The organism is Actinomadura rifamycini DSM 43936, assembly GCF_000425065.1.
In the GTDB taxonomy this organism is placed as follows: Bacteria; Actinomycetota; Actinomycetes; order Streptosporangiales; family Streptosporangiaceae; genus Spirillospora; species Spirillospora rifamycini.
In genome coordinates, this window is record NZ_AULB01000045.1 from 1 (window position 1) to 18714 (window position 18714).

13 protein-coding genes and 6 pseudogenes are annotated in these 18714 nt (G+C 70.0%); 7 read left to right on the top strand and 12 right to left on the bottom strand.

Annotated elements, in window-relative coordinates:
* Nucleotides 1-268: 268 nt before the first annotated feature.
* Nucleotides 269-565, bottom strand: a complete 297-nt coding sequence (locus tag H505_RS51255; RefSeq protein WP_211238596.1) for a tyrosine-type recombinase/integrase — start codon at nt 563-565, stop codon at nt 269-271.
* Between H505_RS51255 and H505_RS45595 the strand changes: the two genes are divergently transcribed.
* The 3 genes and pseudogenes from H505_RS45595 to H505_RS52840 all read left to right on the top strand — a co-directional run bounded on the left by H505_RS45595 (nt 531) and on the right by H505_RS52840 (nt 2130).
* A complete protein-coding gene (locus tag H505_RS45595; RefSeq protein ID WP_051301398.1) occupies nt 531-1214 on the top strand; it encodes an FAD-dependent oxidoreductase in 684 nt (227 codons plus the stop codon). The two genes, H505_RS51255 and H505_RS45595, sit on opposite strands and share 35 nt — an antisense overlap.
* A gap of 134 nt (nt 1215-1348) precedes the next feature.
* Nucleotides 1349-1891: pseudogene (locus H505_RS52835) on the top strand (SDR family NAD(P)-dependent oxidoreductase); the annotation flags it as partial.
* Between the two features lie 107 nt (nt 1892-1998).
* A complete protein-coding gene (locus H505_RS52840) occupies nt 1999-2130 on the top strand; it encodes an SDR family oxidoreductase (RefSeq protein WP_425248275.1) in 132 nt (43 codons plus the stop codon).
* Nucleotides 2131-2180: 50 nt separating this feature from the next.
* Here the strand turns inward: H505_RS52840 and H505_RS0131685 are convergent, their stop codons facing one another.
* Complete coding sequence (locus tag H505_RS0131685; protein WP_026405175.1) at nt 2181-3926, bottom strand: sulfatase; 1746 nt, start codon at nt 3924-3926, stop codon at nt 2181-2183.
* The gene (locus tag H505_RS45600; protein ID WP_211238597.1) at nt 3923-4507 is read right to left on the bottom strand and encodes a PadR family transcriptional regulator; all 585 of its coding nucleotides are present in this window, start codon (nt 4505-4507) and stop codon (nt 3923-3925) included. Before H505_RS45600 ends, H505_RS0131685 begins: the two co-directional genes overlap by 4 nt.
* A 112-nt stretch (nt 4508-4619) precedes the next feature.
* Between H505_RS45600 and H505_RS0131695 the strand changes: the two genes are divergently transcribed.
* Nucleotides 4620-5579, top strand: coding sequence for a formylglycine-generating enzyme family protein (locus H505_RS0131695; RefSeq protein ID WP_026405176.1), 960 nt, complete (start codon nt 4620-4622; stop codon nt 5577-5579).
* A 92-nt stretch (nt 5580-5671) separates the two neighbouring features.
* Nucleotides 5672-5812: pseudogene (locus H505_RS52550) on the top strand (aldo/keto reductase); the annotation flags it as partial.
* Between the two features lie 21 nt (nt 5813-5833).
* On the opposite strand, the pseudogene H505_RS52120 reads toward H505_RS52550, so the two are convergent.
* The 4 genes and pseudogenes from H505_RS52120 to H505_RS45605 form a co-directional block, all read right to left on the bottom strand.
* Nucleotides 5834-6001 (bottom strand): annotated as a pseudogene (locus H505_RS52120) (glycoside hydrolase family 3 C-terminal domain-containing protein); the annotation flags it as partial.
* 55 nt (nt 6002-6056) lie between these two features.
* Nucleotides 6057-6488, bottom strand: coding sequence for a glycoside hydrolase family 3 N-terminal domain-containing protein (locus H505_RS52655; RefSeq protein WP_341849577.1), 432 nt, complete (start codon nt 6486-6488; stop codon nt 6057-6059).
* 579 nt (nt 6489-7067) lie between these two features.
* The gene (locus H505_RS0131705; RefSeq protein WP_026405178.1) at nt 7068-8675 is read right to left on the bottom strand and encodes a GMC oxidoreductase; all 1608 of its coding nucleotides are present in this window, start codon (nt 8673-8675) and stop codon (nt 7068-7070) included.
* Nucleotides 8676-8833: 158 nt separating this feature from the next.
* Nucleotides 8834-10090, bottom strand: coding sequence for a lipase family protein (locus H505_RS45605; protein WP_245592677.1), 1257 nt, complete (start codon nt 10088-10090; stop codon nt 8834-8836).
* A 425-nt stretch (nt 10091-10515) separates the two neighbouring features.
* On the opposite strand from H505_RS45605, the gene H505_RS0131715 reads away from it, so the two are divergent.
* Nucleotides 10516-11163, top strand: a complete 648-nt coding sequence (locus H505_RS0131715; protein WP_199747672.1) for a TetR/AcrR family transcriptional regulator — start codon at nt 10516-10518, stop codon at nt 11161-11163.
* A gap of 27 nt (nt 11164-11190) precedes the next feature.
* Here the strand turns inward: H505_RS0131715 and H505_RS52125 are convergent.
* Both H505_RS52125 and H505_RS48260 read right to left on the bottom strand, forming a co-directional pair.
* Nucleotides 11191-11961, bottom strand: a pseudogene (locus tag H505_RS52125) (IS630 family transposase); the annotation flags it as partial.
* 258 nt (nt 11962-12219) lie between these two features.
* Nucleotides 12220-14979, bottom strand: a complete 2760-nt coding sequence (locus H505_RS48260) for a PLL family lectin (protein ID WP_051301402.1) — start codon at nt 14977-14979, stop codon at nt 12220-12222.
* A gap of 206 nt (nt 14980-15185) precedes the next feature.
* Between H505_RS48260 and H505_RS0131730 the strand changes: the two genes are divergently transcribed.
* Nucleotides 15186-15683, top strand: coding sequence for a carboxymuconolactone decarboxylase family protein (locus tag H505_RS0131730; protein WP_026405180.1), 498 nt, complete (start codon nt 15186-15188; stop codon nt 15681-15683).
* Nucleotides 15684-15966: 283 nt separating this feature from the next.
* On the opposite strand, the pseudogene H505_RS49465 reads toward H505_RS0131730, so the two are convergent.
* From H505_RS49465 to H505_RS52130, 3 genes and pseudogenes are all read right to left on the bottom strand, one after another.
* Nucleotides 15967-16205, bottom strand: a pseudogene (locus H505_RS49465) (transposase); the annotation flags it as partial.
* A gap of 16 nt (nt 16206-16221) precedes the next feature.
* Nucleotides 16222-17289, bottom strand: coding sequence for an IS110 family RNA-guided transposase (locus H505_RS0131735; protein ID WP_026405181.1), 1068 nt, complete (start codon nt 17287-17289; stop codon nt 16222-16224).
* A gap of 106 nt (nt 17290-17395) precedes the next feature.
* Nucleotides 17396-18432 (bottom strand): annotated as a pseudogene (locus tag H505_RS52130) (IS256 family transposase); the annotation flags it as partial.
* Nucleotides 18433-18714: the final 282 nt, after the last annotated feature.

The window sequence follows — 18714 nt, forward strand, 5'->3', positions numbered from 1 at the left end:
CCCGTCCTACCAGGGCTTCTTTACGTTCCAGGGCCCGCCACACCGCCCGCGATCATGATGTGATCACGCACCGTCGGACGCTGCTGGAAAAGGTTCAGTGTGTCACTGGGGCAGATTTGCGGCACGAGATTGCCCCACCCCAAATGTGCTCACCAGTTCACCTCTCTCCTCGGTCACTTTCCGTAACGAAGACGCGGCGGCCCGCAGGCCACCGCGCCTCCGTTCGAGACCGCTCAGGCGCTTCTGAGGGAGACCACCTTCCTCTTGCTCAGTCGAGCGGCGAGCAGTTCGGCAAGGATCGGCAGGGGCGAGCCCGGGTCGAGCCCGGGGCGATCTCCGCTCGTTCGTCGAGCGAGTTCTCCCACCGCCGTTGAAGTCTGGCCTTGAGTTCATTTCGCATGCCGTCGGAGACATGCGTGTAGACGCCGCGGATGCCCGGCACGACGTGTCCCAGCCGGTCGGCTTGAAGAACTTCGGGGACGCCGTCCTCCGCCATCCAGGTCTTGTGGCCGTGCCGTAGCCCGTGCGGTGTGAGGTTCTCCGGCAGCGGCAGCCACGATGCCACCGGGGTCTCCTTCGGATGCGTCGCGCGTCGCGCGGGCATCGCGGTCAGCGTCCTCGAATCGGCCCCCGCTCCGTGCGAGCGCGCGCTGGGCCGCGAGGTCGGCGCGCTGGCAGCGCGCCTGTTCACCGAGGCGGGGATCGACCTGCGCTGTGACGTGCGGATCGCGCGCTTCGTCGACGGTCGGACGATCGAGCTGACGGACGGGACCGTCCTGTCGGCCGACATGGTGCTGGCCAGTGTCGGTGGCGTGCCCGACCTGAAACGGCTCGACGGTGTCGGCCTGCGTGCCGAGGACGGGCTGGTGTGCGACGACGGCGGCCGGGTGCTCACGGCGAGCGACGTGTGGGCCGTCGGTGATGCCGCCGCCTGGTGGGACCCGGTCAGGGGCGGCCATCACCGCGGCGAGCACTGGGCCGCAGCCGTCAACCAGGCGACGGCGGTGGCCTGCGGCATCCTCGGCACCGACCCGCCGCCGCCCGTGCCGCCCTACGTGTGGTCCGACCAGTTCGGCCTCAAAGTGCAGACGCTCGGATGGACCGGTGCGGCGGACGAGATCGTGCCGCTGCACGGCAACGGGTTGGCCAGGGGAGAGGTGAAGGGCACCGTCGTCGGATATTTCACAGGCGGCGTGCTGACGTCTCGTTCGTAGCCCCTGCGCTCGTCGCCCGCTACAGGAATCTGGTGGTGACCGGCGCCGATCGGGCGACCGTCCTCGCCGAGGCCGGGCAGACGTGAGCGCGCCGTCCGGCGTGTGATCTGCGAAGCGACAGTGGAGGTGATGCGATGGGCCGTCTCACGGGCAAGGTCGCCTTCATCACCGGGGCCGCCCGGGGGCAGGGTCGGGCGGAGGCCGTCAGGCCGGCCGCCGAGGGAGCCGACGTCATCGCCGTCGACATCGAGGGATCGGCGAGCACGTACGTCCGGTACGCGGCCGAGCTGTACGAGACCGCCGCCCTTGTGAAGGCGCAGGGCCGGCGGGTCGTGACCCGGAACGTGGACGTGCGTGACCTGGACGGCCTGGATGCGGTGGTCCGGGACGGCGTCGCCAAACTCGGCCGGCTGGCCAACGCCGGGATCGTCAACTACGGCCGTACCTGGGAGCTCAGCGAAGAGCAGTGGCAGGACCTGATCGACGTCAACCCCACGGGTGTCCGGAAGACGATCAAGGCGACCGTTCCGACGCTCATCGAGCAGGGGCAGGGCGGCTCCGTCATCATCACGAGCTCCGTGGCGGGCCTGAAGGGACTGCCTTTCCTCGCCCATTACGCGGCCTTCAAGCACGGCGTCACCGGCCTCGCCAAGACACTGGCCAACGAACTGGGCGAGCACGACATCAGGGTCAACACCGTGCACCCGCACGGCGTCCGGACCGGCATGACGGACGACTCCATGGGGGCGCTCATCGGGAAGTCCCCGGCCTCGGCCCCATGTACATGCCGGCCCTGCCGTACCAGGTGGTGGAGCCGGAGGACGTCGCCACCATCGTGGCCTTCCTCGCCTCGGACGAGGGCGAGTACATCACCGGCGACCAGCTGCGCGTCGACCTCGGCGCCATCAACGGCTGAGACGAAGCCCAACGCCGGCCACGGCGCGTTCGCCGGGTACGGTGCGAAGCTCAGAGCCGTTCGTCGATCCGGCGAAGGACAGGTCCGGGGACGTGCCCGAAGCGGGCGAGATCGAGCAGGGTGATCGAGGCGGGGATGGAGAGCATCTCCGACTGCGCCAGTGCCGGAGCCTCCTGCGCGAGGACGTTCTTGACCTCGGGGAGTCGCAGCAGTTCGAGTATCGAAGTGCCCAGCAGGCCGGGGTTCTTCAGCTCTTCGACCGCCGGCAGCGGCGCCGCGACGATGGCGGCCCGCTCCCGCTGCTCCCGTACCAGCAGGTGCTCGCGCGTGACGTCGCCCTCTCGCGGGATGCCGATGCGCTCGAACTGGCTGGGCGGCGCGTCATTGTCGATCATGAGGCGGCGCATCAGCTCGATCATGCGGAGCTCCACCTCGTCGTCGACGATCGGGTCCTCCTGGGCCGGATCGCGTTCCAGATCGAAGAGGAGCGTGCCGTGCTGCCAGGGGTTCATGAAGGCCTGGGACGCCGACGTCCGCATCGTGCGCACGCCCTTGGTGAAGCTGAAGGGCTCGGCGGGCTCCCAGGCCTTCAGCTCGCCGATCGAGAATCGGGCGCGCATATGGGTTGGCATGAGCGTGAACTCTTCGAGCGGACCGTTGCCCATGTCCTTGGCGGCGCGCATGTAGACGTAGCGTCCGTCCGTGACGTTGACGTGCCCGCCGTGGATGCCGAAGAGTGCGCCGTCCCGGACCCGCTCGTCCTCGGCCAGGACGGCGGCCAGGTCGCCGCCCTGCATGTCGGGGGTCGGTTCGAGGCCGAAGTAGCGGAGCACGGTCGGCGCGATGTCGATCGTCTGCGCGAGGGCGCCGCGCCGCTCGTCCCGTCCGCCGGTCCGCGGGTCCCAGAGGAACATCGGCAGGTGCACGAGCTCGTTAAACCACGGCTGCACGGACTTGGCCCACCAGCCGTGCTCGCCTAGCAGGAAACCGTGGTCGGTGTTGACCAGCAGCATGGTGTCGTCCCACATGCCGTGCTCGTCCATGAAGTCCAGGACTCTGCCGAGCGAACGGTCGCACATCGAGACCAGGGCGGCGTACTCGTAACGGGCGTGCTCGATCTGCTCTTTGGGCTCGAGGACCTTCTGGTACGGCGGCCAGTCGAACTCCGGGCCGTCGTATTCGTGCGGGTAGAGGTCCTTGTATGGCCGGTGCGTGAAGAACGGCTCGTGCGGATCGAACATCTCGATCTGCAGCAGCCAGCGGTCGGCGCTCACGTTCGTCTCGAGGAAGTGGAGGCCGGCGTCGACGGTGCGGGTCTGCGAGTGCTCCGCCTCGGTGGGCATGTAGGTGCGGTTGATCGCGTCCTGCCGGTGCGACGCCGAGCCGTCCGCGTCCTGCGACCCCGCGGCCTCGACGACGCCCTTCCAGGGATCGCCTTCCTGGCCCCGCATGAACTCCCACGTGCTGTACCGGGTGTGGTAGGTCGCGCCGCCGTCCTCCCAGTAGTGCGGGTGGTCGGAGACCAGGTGAGTGTGGATCCCCGCGTTTCTGAGCATCTCCGGCATGGAGTCGTCGAACGGCTCCAGCGGGCCCCAGCTGCGGTGCAGGAAGTTGTACCGGCCGGTGTGCATCTCGCGGCGGGCCGGCATGCACGGCAGCGAACCCGCGTAGAAGTTGTCGAACGTCACGGCCCTGGACGCGAGGCGGGCGAAGTTCGGCGCGTCGACGAAGGTGTCGGCGTAGGGCGCGAGCATGTGCCGGTTCAGGCTGTCGAACATGACGATGACGGCTCTCATCGCGTCTCCTCCGGGCCGGGCGCTGGTGCGGGATTGATGGGGGTTCCGTCGAGGAGCCGCCGGCGGAGCTCGACGAGCGAGGCGATGTGGCGGTCCATCTCCTCGGCCGAGCGCCGGTGGATCCATTCGGCCATCTGGGTGCCGAGCTCGATGTCGTGGCCGGGCGGGGCCTCGGCGAACAGGGGGCGCTCCCGATGGCGGTACTTCGCGACCTCGTCCCGTCGCGTGTCGATCTCGACGTCCAGGATGGCGATGACCTCCTCCACCGCCATGAACGCCGCACTGCCCAGCCGCACCCAGAGATCGGGGTCCTGGAACCGCGAGGGCGGGTTGTACGGGCTCGCCAGCCAGTCCAGGACCACCGTGTGCCCCTCTTCGGTCACGCGGTAGCGCTTGGCGTTCGTCGCCCCGGGCCGTTCTTCGATCGTGTGCTCCACCCAGCCGCGCTTCTCCATCGCCGCCAGCGTCCGGTACGCCTGGCTCATGGTCGTGTTGGACCGCAGGAACCGGCCGTACGTGTCGAAGAACTTCTTCAGCTCGTAGCCCGTGCTGGGGCGCAGGAGCAGGGCCGAGAGGAGCAAGAACTCTAGCTTCATCGTGGGTGTGCCCGTCGTTGCCGGAAAACTGACCATGCCATAAGTGGAATGACTTACCATGGCACAAGTGTCATACTCCCGTCGATAGGCCGGTTCCGTGGACGACCCCTCCCCGTGCTGCACGCCCCGCCTCACCTCCGATACGTCGGGCCTGCGGCGGGCCGCTCCCTCCGGGCCCGGCGCGCATCTGATCGAGCAGTGCCGCATCGAGGCCGGCGCCTTCCTGATGGGAGACGCCTTCGGCGACGGACTCGCCGGGGACGGTGAGTCGCCCGTCCATGAGGTCACGCTCGACGCCTTCGAGATCGACGCCACGACCGTCACCAACGACGACTTCGCGCGCTTCGTGGATGACACGGGTTACCGAACCGAAGCGGAGGCCGCCGGTTTCTCGGCGGTCTTCCGCACGCTGGCGCACCCGGGTGCGGAGGTGCTGGGCACGGCTCCTCGCGCTCCATGGTGGCTCGCCGTGAAGGGAGCGAACTGGAGAAGCCCTGAGGGCCCGGGATCCGACCTGCGGGGGCGGGAAGAGCATCCTGTGGTCCACGTGACCTGGAACGACGCCCGGAGCTACTGCGCCTGGGCCGGGCGGCGCCTGCCGCGCGAGGCCGAATGGGAGTACGCGTCGCGCGGCGGCGTCGAAGGCGCCCGCTATCCCTGGGGCGACGAACTGCTCGGGACCCGGGGCGAGTGGCGGGCCAACATCTGGCAGGGGACGTTCCCCGATCGGAACACCGGTGAGGACGGCTGGCTCGCGACAGCGCCCGTGCGCGCCTTCGCGCCGAACGGCTTCGGCCTGTGGCAGACGGTCGGCAACGTGTGGGAGTGGTGCGAGGACGCGTTCGATCCGCGGGCGTACGCCAAGCGCGCCCGCGCCGGAGGCCCGGTGCACGACCCGCGTCCCCGGGTGGCTTCCGGCCTGCGAGTGCTGCGCGGCGGCTCGTATCTCTGCCACGAGTCCTACTGCAACCGGTACCGGAACGCGGCCAGGTCGTCGAACACGCCCGACTCGAGCATGGGCAACGCGGGCTTCCGCACCGTGACGCGCCGCGATTGAGAGTTGTGAGGGGGGTCGGACGCGGCAGCGGCGGGAGTCGGCGGATCGGCACGTCGACCCGCCCCCTCTCGAGAAGAATCGAGGTGGGGCCGGTGCCTTCCACGATCTCCCTCGGCGCCATGAGCTTCGGTTCGGGATTCACCCGCGACACCTGGATCGACGAGGAGCTGGCCGGCCGCCTGGTGAACCGTGCGCTCGACGCGGGGGTGAACCTGATCGACACCGCGGACACCTACGGTGGCGAGTTCGGCCGGTCCGAGACGCGCTTGGATCGCCGGCAACGCGGCATCGACGCGGGTGGGGTTGATATGCGAGCTGCCGCCGCCCTGGTAGCGCGGCACGACTGCGAACTCGCCGATGACGGCGATGCGCTGTGCTCGCTCGGCGATGGGCAGGGTGGCGTGGTCGTTCTTCAGAAGCACAGCACAGGCGGTGGCCAGTTTCCTGGCCAGGGCGTGGTGGGCCTCGGTGCCGAATTCACCGTCGCCGGGACGGCGCGCTCGGCGAGCGACCCCACCCTGCGGACGCTCTGATCGACGACGGCCTCGTCCAGCTCTCCATCGCGGACCGCCCGCACGACCTCGGCGTCGTCGACTCCTCGTTGCCGGGCATCTGCAGGTCCAGGCCCGCGGCCAGTGCGGCGACCCGGTCGTCGACCCCGCCCCAGTCACAGACGACCGCGCCCTCGAAGCCCCATTGCTTGCGCAGCACTTCGCTCAGCAGCCACCGGTTTCCGAGGCGTACACACCGTTGATCTTGTTGTAGGAGGACATCACCGCCGCGGGCCGTGCTTGGGTGACGACCCGCTCGAACGCCGGCAGGTAGATTTCGCGCAGGGTGCGTAGCGAACACGGCCGACCAGCGGCGCGTGCAGGGTTCAGCGGAGTTCAAGTCGGCGGGGCGACACACCCCGAAACAGAACGCCTACGACGTCGGCAGCAACCTCGGCGTGACGATCCTCGGTAGGATCTCAGCGCTGATGTTTCGAGCGAACTTCACCGCCGAAGCAGGGGTCGAGAGCCTGCAACACCTGGACTCGGCACTTGCGGAGCAGGCCGAAGAGTCGCTCGGCGTGGCCATGGAGATGGCCCAGAAGCCGGGCATGCCCGACCTTGCTGCCCAGCGGCCGAAGCCTTCACCCATTCGCTCCAGGCTGCCGGGTTCATCGGCGGCGCGAGCCGCATCGGATTGCCGCCGACTCGGGGGAAAGCCGAGCATCCTCCTTGTAGCCCAACACCCGGGCCGCTCGCTGAGGCGCCGCTGGAGACCTACGCGGGTTGGAGACTCCCTGGGAACCGGCGGATCAGCGGGCTCCTCGAGACACCGGTGGGGAACCGGCTGTGGACGGAGGTTCGGCGAGACGCCCGGCTGCGGATTCCCAGCCGGGCGTCTCGGGTGGATGGGAGCCTGGTTCGGCGGCGACGGCCACGGCCAGCGATGCGGAAGATCGACCATTGAGCGCTGGACGCTCGACGGGTGCGGTCGGGTTCAGATGATGGTGCCGACATCTTTGGCGGCGAGGGATTCCATGGCGCGTTCGGCGACGGCCGCGATCGTCATGGAGGGGTTGCACGCCGCCGTGGTGCCGGGGATCAAGGCGCCGTCGAGGACGTAGAGTCCGCGTTGGCCCAGCACCCTGCCGTCGAGGTCGCAGACGGTGCCCATCGAGGCGCCGCCGAGCGGGTGCCAGGTGCTGTTGACGATGGCGTTGGTGTCGGTGACCGCCCCCGGTCCGTGGGCCAGCCGGGTGATCCGCCGGTGAATCGCTCGACGCACCGCGTCGTCGCCCCGGCGAGGCCAGACGAGGGAGACGGCGTCTGTCCGCCCGTCGTACCGGAAGCGGCCGCGGTCGGGACTGACACCGAAGCCGACCAGCATGGTCGTTCTGGCGTTGACGCCCAGTGGGGGCATCGACGCCTGGATGACGGTGTTGGCCGTGGCGGACGAGCCCCAGTCCTTGCTGCCGTAGATGACCGGGCCGCCCTGTTCCTCGCCGAAGTCCTCCTGGAGATTGGTCCAGGCGTAGATGCGGTCGCCGTTGGTGCCCCAGTCCTCGCCGAGGCGGTCCGGCATATCCGGAACGGCGCCCGTCGCGGCGGCCCGCACGAGGAGTTTGCTGGTGTTGAGGCTGCCGGCCGCCATGATCAGGGCGCGGGTGGTGAGCAGCTTCTGCTCCAGTACCTCGCCCGAATCGTCGGTGCGGTCGACGTGGACCTGCCAGCGTCCGTCCTTGGCTCGGGCCACCCCGGTCACGTGGTGATGGGTGTGGACGGTAACTCTGCCGGTCCGTTCGGCCTGGCGGATGTACGTGACATCGACGGAGTGCTTACCGCCGTTGTTGACGCCCAGAGCGCAGTCTCCGTTCGTGTACGAAGGCGTCATCTCCCCGCGGAGTTCGGCCAGCGCGTAGTTCCAGTCGATGGGCATCGGGATCTTGCTCAGCTCGTAGCCCGCCTCACGGACGCGCCGGGCGAAGACGCGCGCCGCGGCGTAGTTCGGCGACGCGATCAGCTCCTCGGGTGCGGTCGCCGCGCGCAACATGCGCGCGACCCTCGGATAGTGGACCGCGTTCATCCGGCGGTAGTCCAGCTCCTCGGGCAGGCAGGCGTGGAACAACTCTTCGGAGGGTTGCAGGGTCATGCCCTGGTAGACGAGGGAGCCGCCGCCGACACCGGCCGCGCAGACCGCGAGAATGTTCTGCCCGGCGACGGGCTCCAGCAACCCCACGTAAGGATCGAGGCCGAGGGGCCGGCCGGCGAGCCGCGCCAGGGACCGGAGCGCCTCCGGAATGGTGCCGTGCCAGATCGCGCGCCGATCCAGGTTCGCCAGCGTCGGGAAGGTGCGGGCGTTCGGCCCGGTGGGCCACCGCCGTCCGCGCTCGAGAACGGTCACCGGCACGCCCGCCTGCGCGAGTCGGAGCGCGGCCACGCCGCCGCCGAACCCCGAGCCGATGACGACCGCCCGGTGTTCCTCCCTGGTGAGCCGGACACGGGAGGGGGACGCCGTCACCGTTGCCGCGCCGGCGGCGGGCGCCGCTCCGAGAGCCGCGGCTCCGGCGGCGGTGCCGGCGAGGAAAGTGCGTCTGCTGATGGGCATGGGGGTATCTCCAGGATCGGGGTGGAGGGGATTTCGACCGGGTTGTTGCCGCGCGACCCCGGGGTTTCGCCAGTGGCCTGGTCCCGGCCGCGGCCCCGCGGCCGGGCCGTCCGGATGCCGAGGAGGGCGTCACCGCCCCGGCGCGGAACCGCCGTTCGTCAGGCGATCGCCCGGCAGGTGGATGTGGCGGGTCGGCCGTCCAGCCTGGCGGTGACCCAGTCGATCGCGTTTTCCTGGTCGATGATCAAGGGCAGGAAGTGGTTGATCAGTTTCTCTCCGACGTCGGGGCCGGAGACCGGTGCGTAGGTGACGGAGGCGCCCTCGGCGCACCAGTCCACGGCCAGCCGGCGGGCCTGAGCGTGGGGGACCAGGTCGTCCTCGATGCCGGTCGCCACGCGAACCGGAGCCGCGGGGGCGTGCCCGCCGAGCCGCTGGTCGTCCAGCATCTTCTGCACGACGGGCTCGTTCGCGACGATCTCCGGCACCGACTCGCCGTCGGTCGTCCACGTGCTGCTCGCGACCCCGCCGTAGCCGAAGATTCCCTCACCGACGCACCCGGTGGACAGGTCCGCCAGCGCCCGCTTGCCCGTGTCGTTGGTGTACGCGTCCAGGATCGGCTTCAACCGGGGCTCGTACTGCTGGAAGCCGTTGATCGACCAGCCGAGGGCGGCGGCCAGGGTGCTGCCGTCGACGGCTTTCAGGACCTCGGCCAGGTCGGCGGGCGGAGCGCCGACGTATGCCCCGGCGAGCTCCACGTCCGGTGCGTAGACGGGCTGGAGTTCGGCGGCCGAACCGGTCGCCGCGCCGCCCTCGCTGTACCCGTACAGCCCGACGGGGGAGTCGCCGGTCACCGAGGCTTCGGGCAGTGCGCGCGCGGCGCGGACGGCGTCCAGTACGGCGTGCCCGCCGTCCAGCCTGTTGACGTAGGTGTGCAGCCGGTCGGTCGTGCCGAGACCGACGTAGTCGGTGACGACCACGGCCGCCCCCTTGGCGAGGAAGCGGTAGATCGCCACGTTCTCGTAGCCGACGGATACCGACCCTTCGCCGACCGACAGGGGCGTCTCCAGCGCCTTGGACGCGGCGCACTGGTCCCCCTGCCCCATGGTTCCCGGGGCGAGCGCGACCAAGGGGCGGGGGCCGGCGCCGGGCCACTCCGCGGACGGCTCGATGTAGGCGCCGGTCACGGCCACCGGCTGCCCATCGGAATCGGTGGACTTGTACATGATGCGGGTGGCCTCTCCCGGCAGGGGACCGTTGAGGCCGGGAAGGGCGAGGCCGAGCCGCAGTTCCTCGGTACGGACGAGCGCCCCGTTGGCGGCCGGAAGTTCGGCGGGGGGAACGTAGAAGGCGGTACCGGGCTCGCTCGGCGGCGCCGCGGCGGGTCCGCCGTCGGCGGCGGCCGTCGTGGTGGGCACGGTGGCGCCGCCCGCCAGTAGCGCGGCGGCGAGCAGACCGTGCCGGAAGCGCGGGCGAACGCCGGACCGCCGCCCGTCCCTTCCCCGGCGTGGTCTGGCGGACGGGCCGTTCGGCGGCCGGGATGGGTGGTGCGGCTTCACGAGGCACACTCCCTGCTTCAAAGGGCGGACTGGGTGGAGCAGACGGTCTCTGTGGTGCGGCGCCCTAAGGTTCGACACCGACGTTGAACACGTCGAAGAACTGCTGCGCAACCGGTGGCCGCAACACGACCGCAGTCGCGCGTGACGCGAGGCCCGCCCTTGTTACTGATCAGTCACTTCACGGCAGAGTAGGCTGGATGTCACTGAATGACAAGATGTCTGCATGAGTCATTTTCGGATTGGCTATCCTGAGCTTTTCGAGAAGGCGAGGACGGTGGACAGCGGTGCACGACCCGGCGCCAGGCACAGTGGCAGCGGGGCCACCTCCTAGGTCCAGACCGTCGTACGCCGAACGGCGCAAGGCCGCCCTCCGATCTGAGATCGCCCGCGAGGCGGTACGGCTGTTCACCGCCAACGGCGTCGCCCACACCACCGGCGAGCACATCGCCGAGGCGGTGGGCATTTCCGCCCGCACGCTCTGGCGCTATTTCCCCAGCAAGGAAAGCTGTGTACGCCCCTTGCTCGCGGCAGGGCTCGACACCGCCATCGAGGCACTCCAGCACTGGCCGGAGGGCACTTCACTCCTCGATTTCATCGGCAGCGCCGCCGACCGCGGCGACCTGCCGATCGCCGAGCCCGTCGTTCTCGACCTGCTCCGCCTGACCCGCAGCGAACCCAGCCTGCGGCTCGTCTGGCTGCAGGCTCACGACGACGCGCTGCCCGTCCTCGCCGATCTCCTCGCCCGGCGCACCGGCAGGGACCCCGATGACCTCCGGGTGAAGGTGCACGCCGCCACGCTCAACGGCGCCCTGCGGGCGGCCGCGGAGGACTTCGCCGCCGAGTTCGCCGACCGGGCCGACGCGCCGCCCGCAGAGCTCACGGTCCGCCTGCACGCGGCGCTCCGCGCCGCATCCGAAGGTCTCCCCTACTAGTGTTCCATGCGGTGATCCAGGCCTCTCGTCCAGCTTGATCAGGAACTTGCGGAACTCCACCGCGCGGTGGCGCCGGTGCAGCGAGCCGATCACCCTGCCGGCGCGACGTCCAGGGCGGCGAACAAGGCGGTGGTGCCCGCCCGCACGTAGTCGCAGGTGACCCGCTCAGGGACTCCGGGCAGCACCGGCTGGGACCGGTTCAACGCCTGGATCTGCGATTTTTCGTCCACGCACAGCACCAGCGCGCGTTCGGGCGGGTGGAGGTACAGGCCGACCACGTCATGGACCTTGCCGGGCGAACAACGGGTCCGTCGAGAGCTTGAACGTCCCGGACCGGTGCGGCCGGAGCCCGAACGCCCGCCACACGCGGGAGGCCGTCGACTGGGACAGTCCGATCTTGGCAGCCATGGAGCGGGTCGACCAGTGTGTGGCGTCGGCCGGTCTGGTTTCGAGCGTCCGCGTGATCAGGTCGGCGACCTGCTCGTCGGTGACGCTGCGCGGACGACCCCGGGCGGGGCTCGTCCGCAGGCATTCCAGGCGGTCGGCCAGAAATCGCCTGCGCCACTTGGAGGCCGTGTCCACCGAGACGCCGGCCTGCTCAGCCACCGCCGTGACCGAGACGGCAAACCCGTCGTCGGCCACCGCATCACATGCCAGGATCACCCGAGCCCGCACCGCCAGATCCTGGGCGCCCTTCCGCCGACGCACCCACCGTTCCGGCTCCGCTCGCTCCTCAGCGGTCAACTCCAGCGGCACGAGCCCCGTCACGTTCGAAGGGCCCGACCTGCCCTCAGACATCGCCGAGTGACCTCACCTCAGGTGTCCGTGCAACGGGGGGAACCTCACATGCTGGAGGCGGCCGAGGGCGCCCCCGCCCCCGCCGCCAACATCGGCGCGTTCAACCTGGGCAACGCCCTGGGGCCCTTCCTCAGCGGCCTCGCCATCGCGCTCGCTGCTGGACGTCTCGTCCGAACCGAACGGCGTCCGCGCACGCCCGTCCGGACGCCACCCACCGAGACCGCGTCACCGATCGCGCCTGAGCCACCGGCGGCCCGATCACCGCACCGCGTCGGCCGGTGCCGAGCGACCGTCGGCGTCGGGGGCGAGGTCCCCTTGCATGTTGACCCAGGTGTCGTTCCACGCGTGACCGTGCTCCGGACCGCGCTGCCAGGTGTGGGTGAGGTGTCCGTCTGGCGCGCGTCCGAAGACCGACAGGTCGCCGCTGGGGTTGAGGACGACTGCGGGGTCGCTGGTCAGGTGCCCGTGCAGGGGCGTCCAGGCCGACCAGGGGCCGCCGGTGCCGGTCTGCCAGCGGTGGTGTAGGCCGCCATCGGCGCCGCGAGCGAACAGGACCATGCCGCCGTCCCGCCCGACCAGGACCGTGGGCCGTCCCTGCACCGCACCTTCCATGTCGACCCAGGCGTTGTTCCATGCGTGACCGTGGTCGGGACCGCGCTGCCAGGTGTGGGTGACGCGCCCATCGGGATCGCGGGCGAACACCGACAGGGCACCGTTCGGGCTCAGGACGACCCCCGGGTCACTCGCCAGCCGCCCGTGCAGCGACACCCAGTTCGGAGCCCACTCCCCGGATTCCGACTGCCACGTGTGCCACAACGCGCCGTCATCACCACGGACGAACACCACCAGCTTGCCGTAACGTCCCACCAGCGCCCACGGACGCCCCACCGCCGCACCCGCCGGACGACCCAGCGACGTCCACTCCGACCACGCACCGCCGGGCGCGTTCTGCCACCGATGGATCACCCCGCCCGACCCATCGACACCGAACACCACCATCCCCGAACCGTGGTCCACCACCGACGGCACGCCCACGCTCACCCGCGGAGTCCATCGCGGGGGTGTGCCGACCGCAGCGCGGGCCTCCCTGAGCAGTTCCCGTGCCTTCGGCTCGGCCTGGTCGTAGCGCGCAGGGAAGGCTGAGCGCTGGACCTCCTGCGCCGTCAGCCCAGCGGAGAGGTGGGGGAACTTCTGCTCGACGCGTACGGCGCGGACGAAGAACTGCTCGGCCGCGTAGGGCACGTGCATGATTTGCTGCGGCGTCCCCCAGCCCTGGCTGGGGCGCTGCTGGAAGACTCCGAGGGAGTCCAGGTCCCCGCACGGCAGGTTGTTCATGTGGGACTCGACCCATCCGGCTTCGAACCCGGCGAGCATCACCTTGTCGGAGACCTTGAGGTCGCGGCCGACGATGTAGACGGCCTTGGTCACCTCAAGGTCGCGATCGGGCGGGACATGGCAGGGCCGTGCTGATGCGACCCTTGTGGTTGTGGCCGGGTCGGGGGCGAGGTCCCCTTGCATGTCGACCCAGGTGTCGTTCCACGCGTGACCGTGCTCCGGACCGCGCTGCCAGGTGTGGGTGAGGTGTCCGTCTGGCGCGCGTCCGAAGACCGACAGGTCGCCGCTGGGGTTGAGGACGACTGCGGGGTCGCTGGTCAGGTGCCCGTGCAGGGGCGTCCAGCCCGACCAGGGGCCGCCCGTGCCGGTCTGCCAGCGGTGGTGCAACCCGCCGTCCGCGCCGCGAGCGAACAGGACCATGCCGCCGTCCCGGCCAACAAGGACCGTGGGCCGCCCTTCCACCGCACCTTCCATGTCGACCCAGGCGTCGTTCCACGCGTGACCGTGCTCAGGACCCCGCTGCCAGGTATGCGTGACGCGCCCATCGGGATCCCGGGCGAACACCGACAACGCACCGTTCGGGCTCAGCACCACCGCCGGGTCACTCGCCAGCCGCCCGTGCAACGGCGTCCAGCCCGACCAGGGGCCGCCCGTGCCGGTCTGCCAGCGGTGGTGCAGGCCGCCATCGGCGCCGCGAGCGAACAGGACCATGCCGCCGTCCCGGCCAACAAGGACCGTGGGCCGCCCTTCCACCGCGCCCTCCATGTCGACCCAGGTGTCGTTCCACGCGTGACCGTGCTCCGGACCCCGCTGCCAGGTATGCGTGACGCGCCCACCGGGGTCCCGGGCGAACACCGACAACGCACCGTTCGGGCTCAGCACCACCGCCGGGTCACTCGCCAGCCGACCACCCAGCGACACCCAGTTCGGAGCCCACTCCCCGGCTTCCGACTGCCACGTGTGCCACAACGCGCCGTCATCACCACGGACGAAAACCACCAGCTTGCCGTAACGCCCCACCAGCGCCCACGGACGCCCCACCGCCGCACCCGCAGGACGACCCAGCGACGTCCACTCCGACCACGCACCGCCCGGCGCGTTCTGCCACCGATGGATCACCCCGCCCGACCCGTCGACACCGAACACCACCATCCCCGAACCGTGGTCCACCACCGACGGCACACCCACGCTCACCCGCGGAGTCCACGGGGACGTGGTCCACCACGTGGTCTCCTTGCGGGCGCCTGCCCAGTTGAAGCTGAAGTGCACGTGATCGGTGTGCGGGTTGTCCCCGGTGTACGGCGTCCAGCCGGCGTCGTGGCGGTACGCCTCCCAGATGCGGCGGTTCCAGATCACGTACATGATCCCGAAGCGGCGGGCGAGCGCGTGGGGGTTGCCGTGCCGGTCCGTGGCGAGGAGCCAGTCGATGAGTTCGGACGCGATGTGCCCTTGGGTGCGGACGTCCACTCCCCAGTCCCAGGCGCGCCCCTCCTTGTGCTCGCTGGGGCCGCCCCTGCGGCATTCCCTGCTGATGCCCATGTCCCGGGTGCCCGGGTAGGCGTCGAGCACCAGGGCGCGGAACGCCGCCGTTCCCGGCTTCGCCGGCGGGTCGCAGTCCCGCTGGCCCTCGAACCGCGAGTAGGGGTCGATCTGCGGACCGAAGTCAGGCGTGCTGGGCGGCATGTTCTGCACTCCTCGGAAAGGGCGTGGACCCGACACGGAGCAGCCTTTCCCCGGTCGCTCTCGTCCCGGTCACCGCGCGGTCACGCGGCCGGACGGGCCAACGGGGCGGCCCTCGGAAAAGTTTTTCGGACGGGCCGGTCACATCCGTCCGGTTCCCTTCGTCAGTGCGGTGTCAGAGCGAAACGCCACTGTGAAGGAGACCGACCATGAGCGCTTCCGCGACCACCGCCTCCCGGCTGCCGAACCCGCAGCAGCTCGTCCCCGAGCTCGGAGCCGTCGGCGGCGCCCTGTTCAAGGCCGTCGGGAACGGCTCGATCCCGCAGACGACCGTCGGGCTGGTGCAGCTGCGCGCCGGTCAGCTCGCCGGCAACACCTACCTGACCGTCCTGCACTCCGGGAACCTCCGCAAGGCCGGGGAGCCGGAGGAGCGGATCACCGCGGTGGCGTCCTGGCGGGACGCGCCGTACTTCACCGGCGCCGAGCGGGCGGCGCTCGCGCTGACCGAGGCCGTCCTCACGCCCGCCGCGGGCGGCGAGCGGGTCCCCGACGCGCTGTACGCGGAGGCGTCCGAGCACTACGACGACAAGGCCCTCGCGACGCTGGCGATGGCGATCGGGCAGGTCGGGTTCTTCACGCCGCTCGCGCTGATCGGCAAGCCGCTCCCCGGCGTGTCGCCCGCCGAGCAGTGGCGCGCGGCCGAGTAGCCCTCCCCGGACCGAAGGAACCCTAGAAGTTCCCCCGGACGACGACCCCAACGAGGAGCAGTGAGGATCCGGAGCACCTTGCTCGCGGCCCTGAACGCATTGGCGAGCCGTGCGGCGGCACAGACCGCGACAAGCAGAGGACGCCGCCGCGGCTCCGGCCAGTCCGGCCCCCTGCGCCGCCGACAGCCGCTCGCGCAGCCAGGCGACGCCCGCCGGCACGGGCACGGTCACGTCCAGCGGAGTGGTGTATGAGTCGATCTCCGGGTGATCCTGTTTCTGCAGGTTAAGCGGTGAGTTCTCGCGGGTCGATCTTGGGGTCGGGTGTGGTGTCGTCGATGACGCGCAGGCGGGCTTTGGCCAGAATCCCAAGACCCATTTAGCGGCGGGCCTCGGCCCATTCGTCGGTCTGTTCCATCAGCACCGCCCCGACGAGCCGGACGATCGCGGCCCGACGTGGTCGGGGAAGATCCCGACCACGTCGGTGCGCCGCCTGATCTCCTCGTTCAGCCGCTCTTGCGGGTTGATGCCCCTATGGATGTCAACTATGGGATGTCGGTGCGTTCGAGTGGATGATGAGCGCGTGAACTTCGCGGGCGATGTATCGCTTGAGACAGCGGATGGCCTCACGACGGGTCTTGCCTTGGGCCGCGCGTTTCTGAAGGTAGTCCTGAGTGCGTTGGTCCCAGCGCAGTCGGCTGAGGGTGATCCGGTAGAGCGCTGCGTTGGCCTGTCGGTCACCACCGCGATTGAGGCGGCGTCGAGATGATTTGCCCGACGAACAGTCGAGCGGGCTCACTCCGCACAGCGCGGCGAAGGACGCCTCGCTGTGCAGTCTGTGAGGGTTGTCGCCCGCGGTGATGAGCAGGACCGCGGCGCTGTCGGGCCCTATGCCAGGTTGCTCCAGCAGGGTGGGAGCGGCAGCCTGGATCGCCGTTGTGATGTGCTTGGTGAGATCGGTTATCTCCGCAGTGAGGGCGTGAATACGCGTGGCCAGCAGGCGAAGCGTGTAGAGGGTGGCGAAGTCGGCGTTCACCGCCTCGGAGGGTTCGAACGTTCGGCAGGCGGTGAGGAGCCGTGGCGTGGAGAGGGCGGCAAGACGTTCGCGAAGCGCCGGATCGGCCGAAACCAGCAGCGACTTGAGCTGGTTGATCGCCTGGGTCCGCGCCTTGATCGCCGAATCTTTGGCGACTTTGAACACCCGCAGCATCTCCACCGGCCCGTCTGCGCTCTTGGGGACTGCGGTCGCCTCACCGGCCAGGACGGCGCGCGCGGCGTTCTCTGCATCGATCGCGTCAGTCTTGCCGCGACGACGCCGTACTGCGCGGTCTGGTCGGTTGACCTCCAGAACCGTGATTTCGGCAGCTTGCAGAGTCCGCGCCAGTGCAGATCCGTACGATCCCGTGCCTTCAACCCCAGCTCGCTGGACCACACCGTGCGAACGCGCCCAGGCGATGAGGCGCTCATAACCTGATGCCGTGGCGGGGAACGAAGCCCGCGCCACAACCCCGCCGGTCAATGTCACCACCGCAGCCGCGTGCATGTCCTTGTGGGTGTCCACGCCCACAACGACGTCTTCGACCTGGTCCTCGACGTCGGTCTCGGGCATGCTGACGATGGTCATCGGGCTCCTTCAACGGCATCAGGGGTTGATGGCCGTCGTCGGGCCGGCAGGACGGTCAGAACTGTGACGGTGCCTTGTGACGGCAAGGCCCCTATCGGGACACGCCTGCCGGTCCGACGGCAGCAAACACCGCCCGGCGCGAGGACCGGCAGATCAACCCAAGGGCAGCAAGGCCAGTTGGACCACGGGCCAGGAACCTCGTCCGGACGGCACGAACAGAATCCTCACAGTTGGACCAGATCTGCCGCCAGATCTGGCGGGGAAAGCCGGTGAAGGCCAGCAGGTCGGGCCTTGCCTCCTTCAGGTGCTCGGCCGCGTCGGGGTGCTTGACGGCCGGCGAATCGACGACCCGGGCGTGCTGGGCGTGGACCTCTTCGGCGGCGGGCTGGTCGAAGATGGTGCGCACCGGCGTCGCCGCCCACGGCTGCGCCGACCGGGACACCTTCATCAGCAGGCCGCGCAGGTAGTGGGTCCGGCACCGCTGCCAGGACGCGCCTGGCAGCGTCGCCCCGATCGCCTCCACCAGGCCGCGGTGCGCTCGGAGATCACCAGCTGGACGCCGGTCAGGCCCCGCGCGACGAGTCCGCGCAGGAAGGCCAGCCATCCGGCGCCGTCTTCGGCCGAGGTGACCTCGATCCCGAGGATCTTGCGGTGCCCGTCGGCGTTCACGCCGGTGGCCACGAGCACGTGTACGTTGACGATGCGGCCGTCCTCGCGGACCTTCCGGGTCAGGGCGTCCACCCACACGAACGCATACGGCCCGGCCTCCAGCGGCCGGTTGCGGAACGCCTGCACTTGGGCGTCCAGCACCTTCGACATTTCCGACACCTGGCTATTGGAAATGCCCTTGATGCCCATCTGCTCGACCAGCTTGTCCACCCGCCGCGTCGACACACCGAGGAGATAGGAGGTGGCCACCACGCTGACCAGGGCCTGCTCGGCCCGTCGGCGGCGTTCCAGCAGCCACTCGGGGAAGGAGGAGCCCGAGCGCAGCTTGGGAATCGCCAGCTCGACGGTGCCGGCGCGGGTGTCCCAGTCCCGGGGCCGGTATCCGTTGCGGCGGTTGACCCGCTCGTGCGAGCGCTGTCCGTAGCCGGCCCCGCAGACGGCGTCGGCCTCCGCGCTCATGTGGTCAAACTCGTACACCACCTCCGTGGACGCAACCATTTTCACTCACTCGGTCGTGGTGGTTGAGAGCGGACGGTGACGAACTGAAGATCGCGGTCGGGCACTGGTTCTGGGCCTGCTGGGCCAGGCCGGGAATGCCGAGGATGCTGGAGGCGGCGATGAGCAGGCCCAGAGTGCCGAGCGCTGAAGCGAGGGTGGACGGGCCGAAGACCGAGGTGTCGTGGTTGCTGGGGCAGGGCGACGAACCGGCGGTCTTGTCGGCGCCGCCCGCTGCCGGAGGTG

Excerpts from the sequence above, each read along its gene's own strand:
- H505_RS52840 (WP_425248275.1), top strand. The coding sequence starts at position 1,999 with ATGCCGGCCCTGCCGTACCAGGTGGTGGAGCCGGAGGACGTCGCCACC.
- H505_RS0131685 (WP_026405175.1), bottom strand. The coding sequence starts at position 3,926 with ATGAGAGCCGTCATCGTCATGTTCGACAGCCTGAACCGGCACATGCTC.
- H505_RS0131705 (WP_026405178.1), bottom strand. The coding sequence starts at position 8,675 with ATGCCCATCAGCAGACGCACTTTCCTCGCCGGCACCGCCGCCGGAGCC.
- H505_RS48260 (WP_051301402.1), bottom strand. The coding sequence starts at position 14,979 with ATGCCGCCCAGCACGCCTGACTTCGGTCCGCAGATCGACCCCTACTCG.
- H505_RS0131730 (WP_026405180.1), top strand. The coding sequence starts at position 15,186 with ATGAGCGCTTCCGCGACCACCGCCTCCCGGCTGCCGAACCCGCAGCAG.
- H505_RS0131735 (WP_026405181.1), bottom strand. The coding sequence starts at position 17,289 with ATGCCCGAGACCGACGTCGAGGACCAGGTCGAAGACGTCGTTGTGGGC.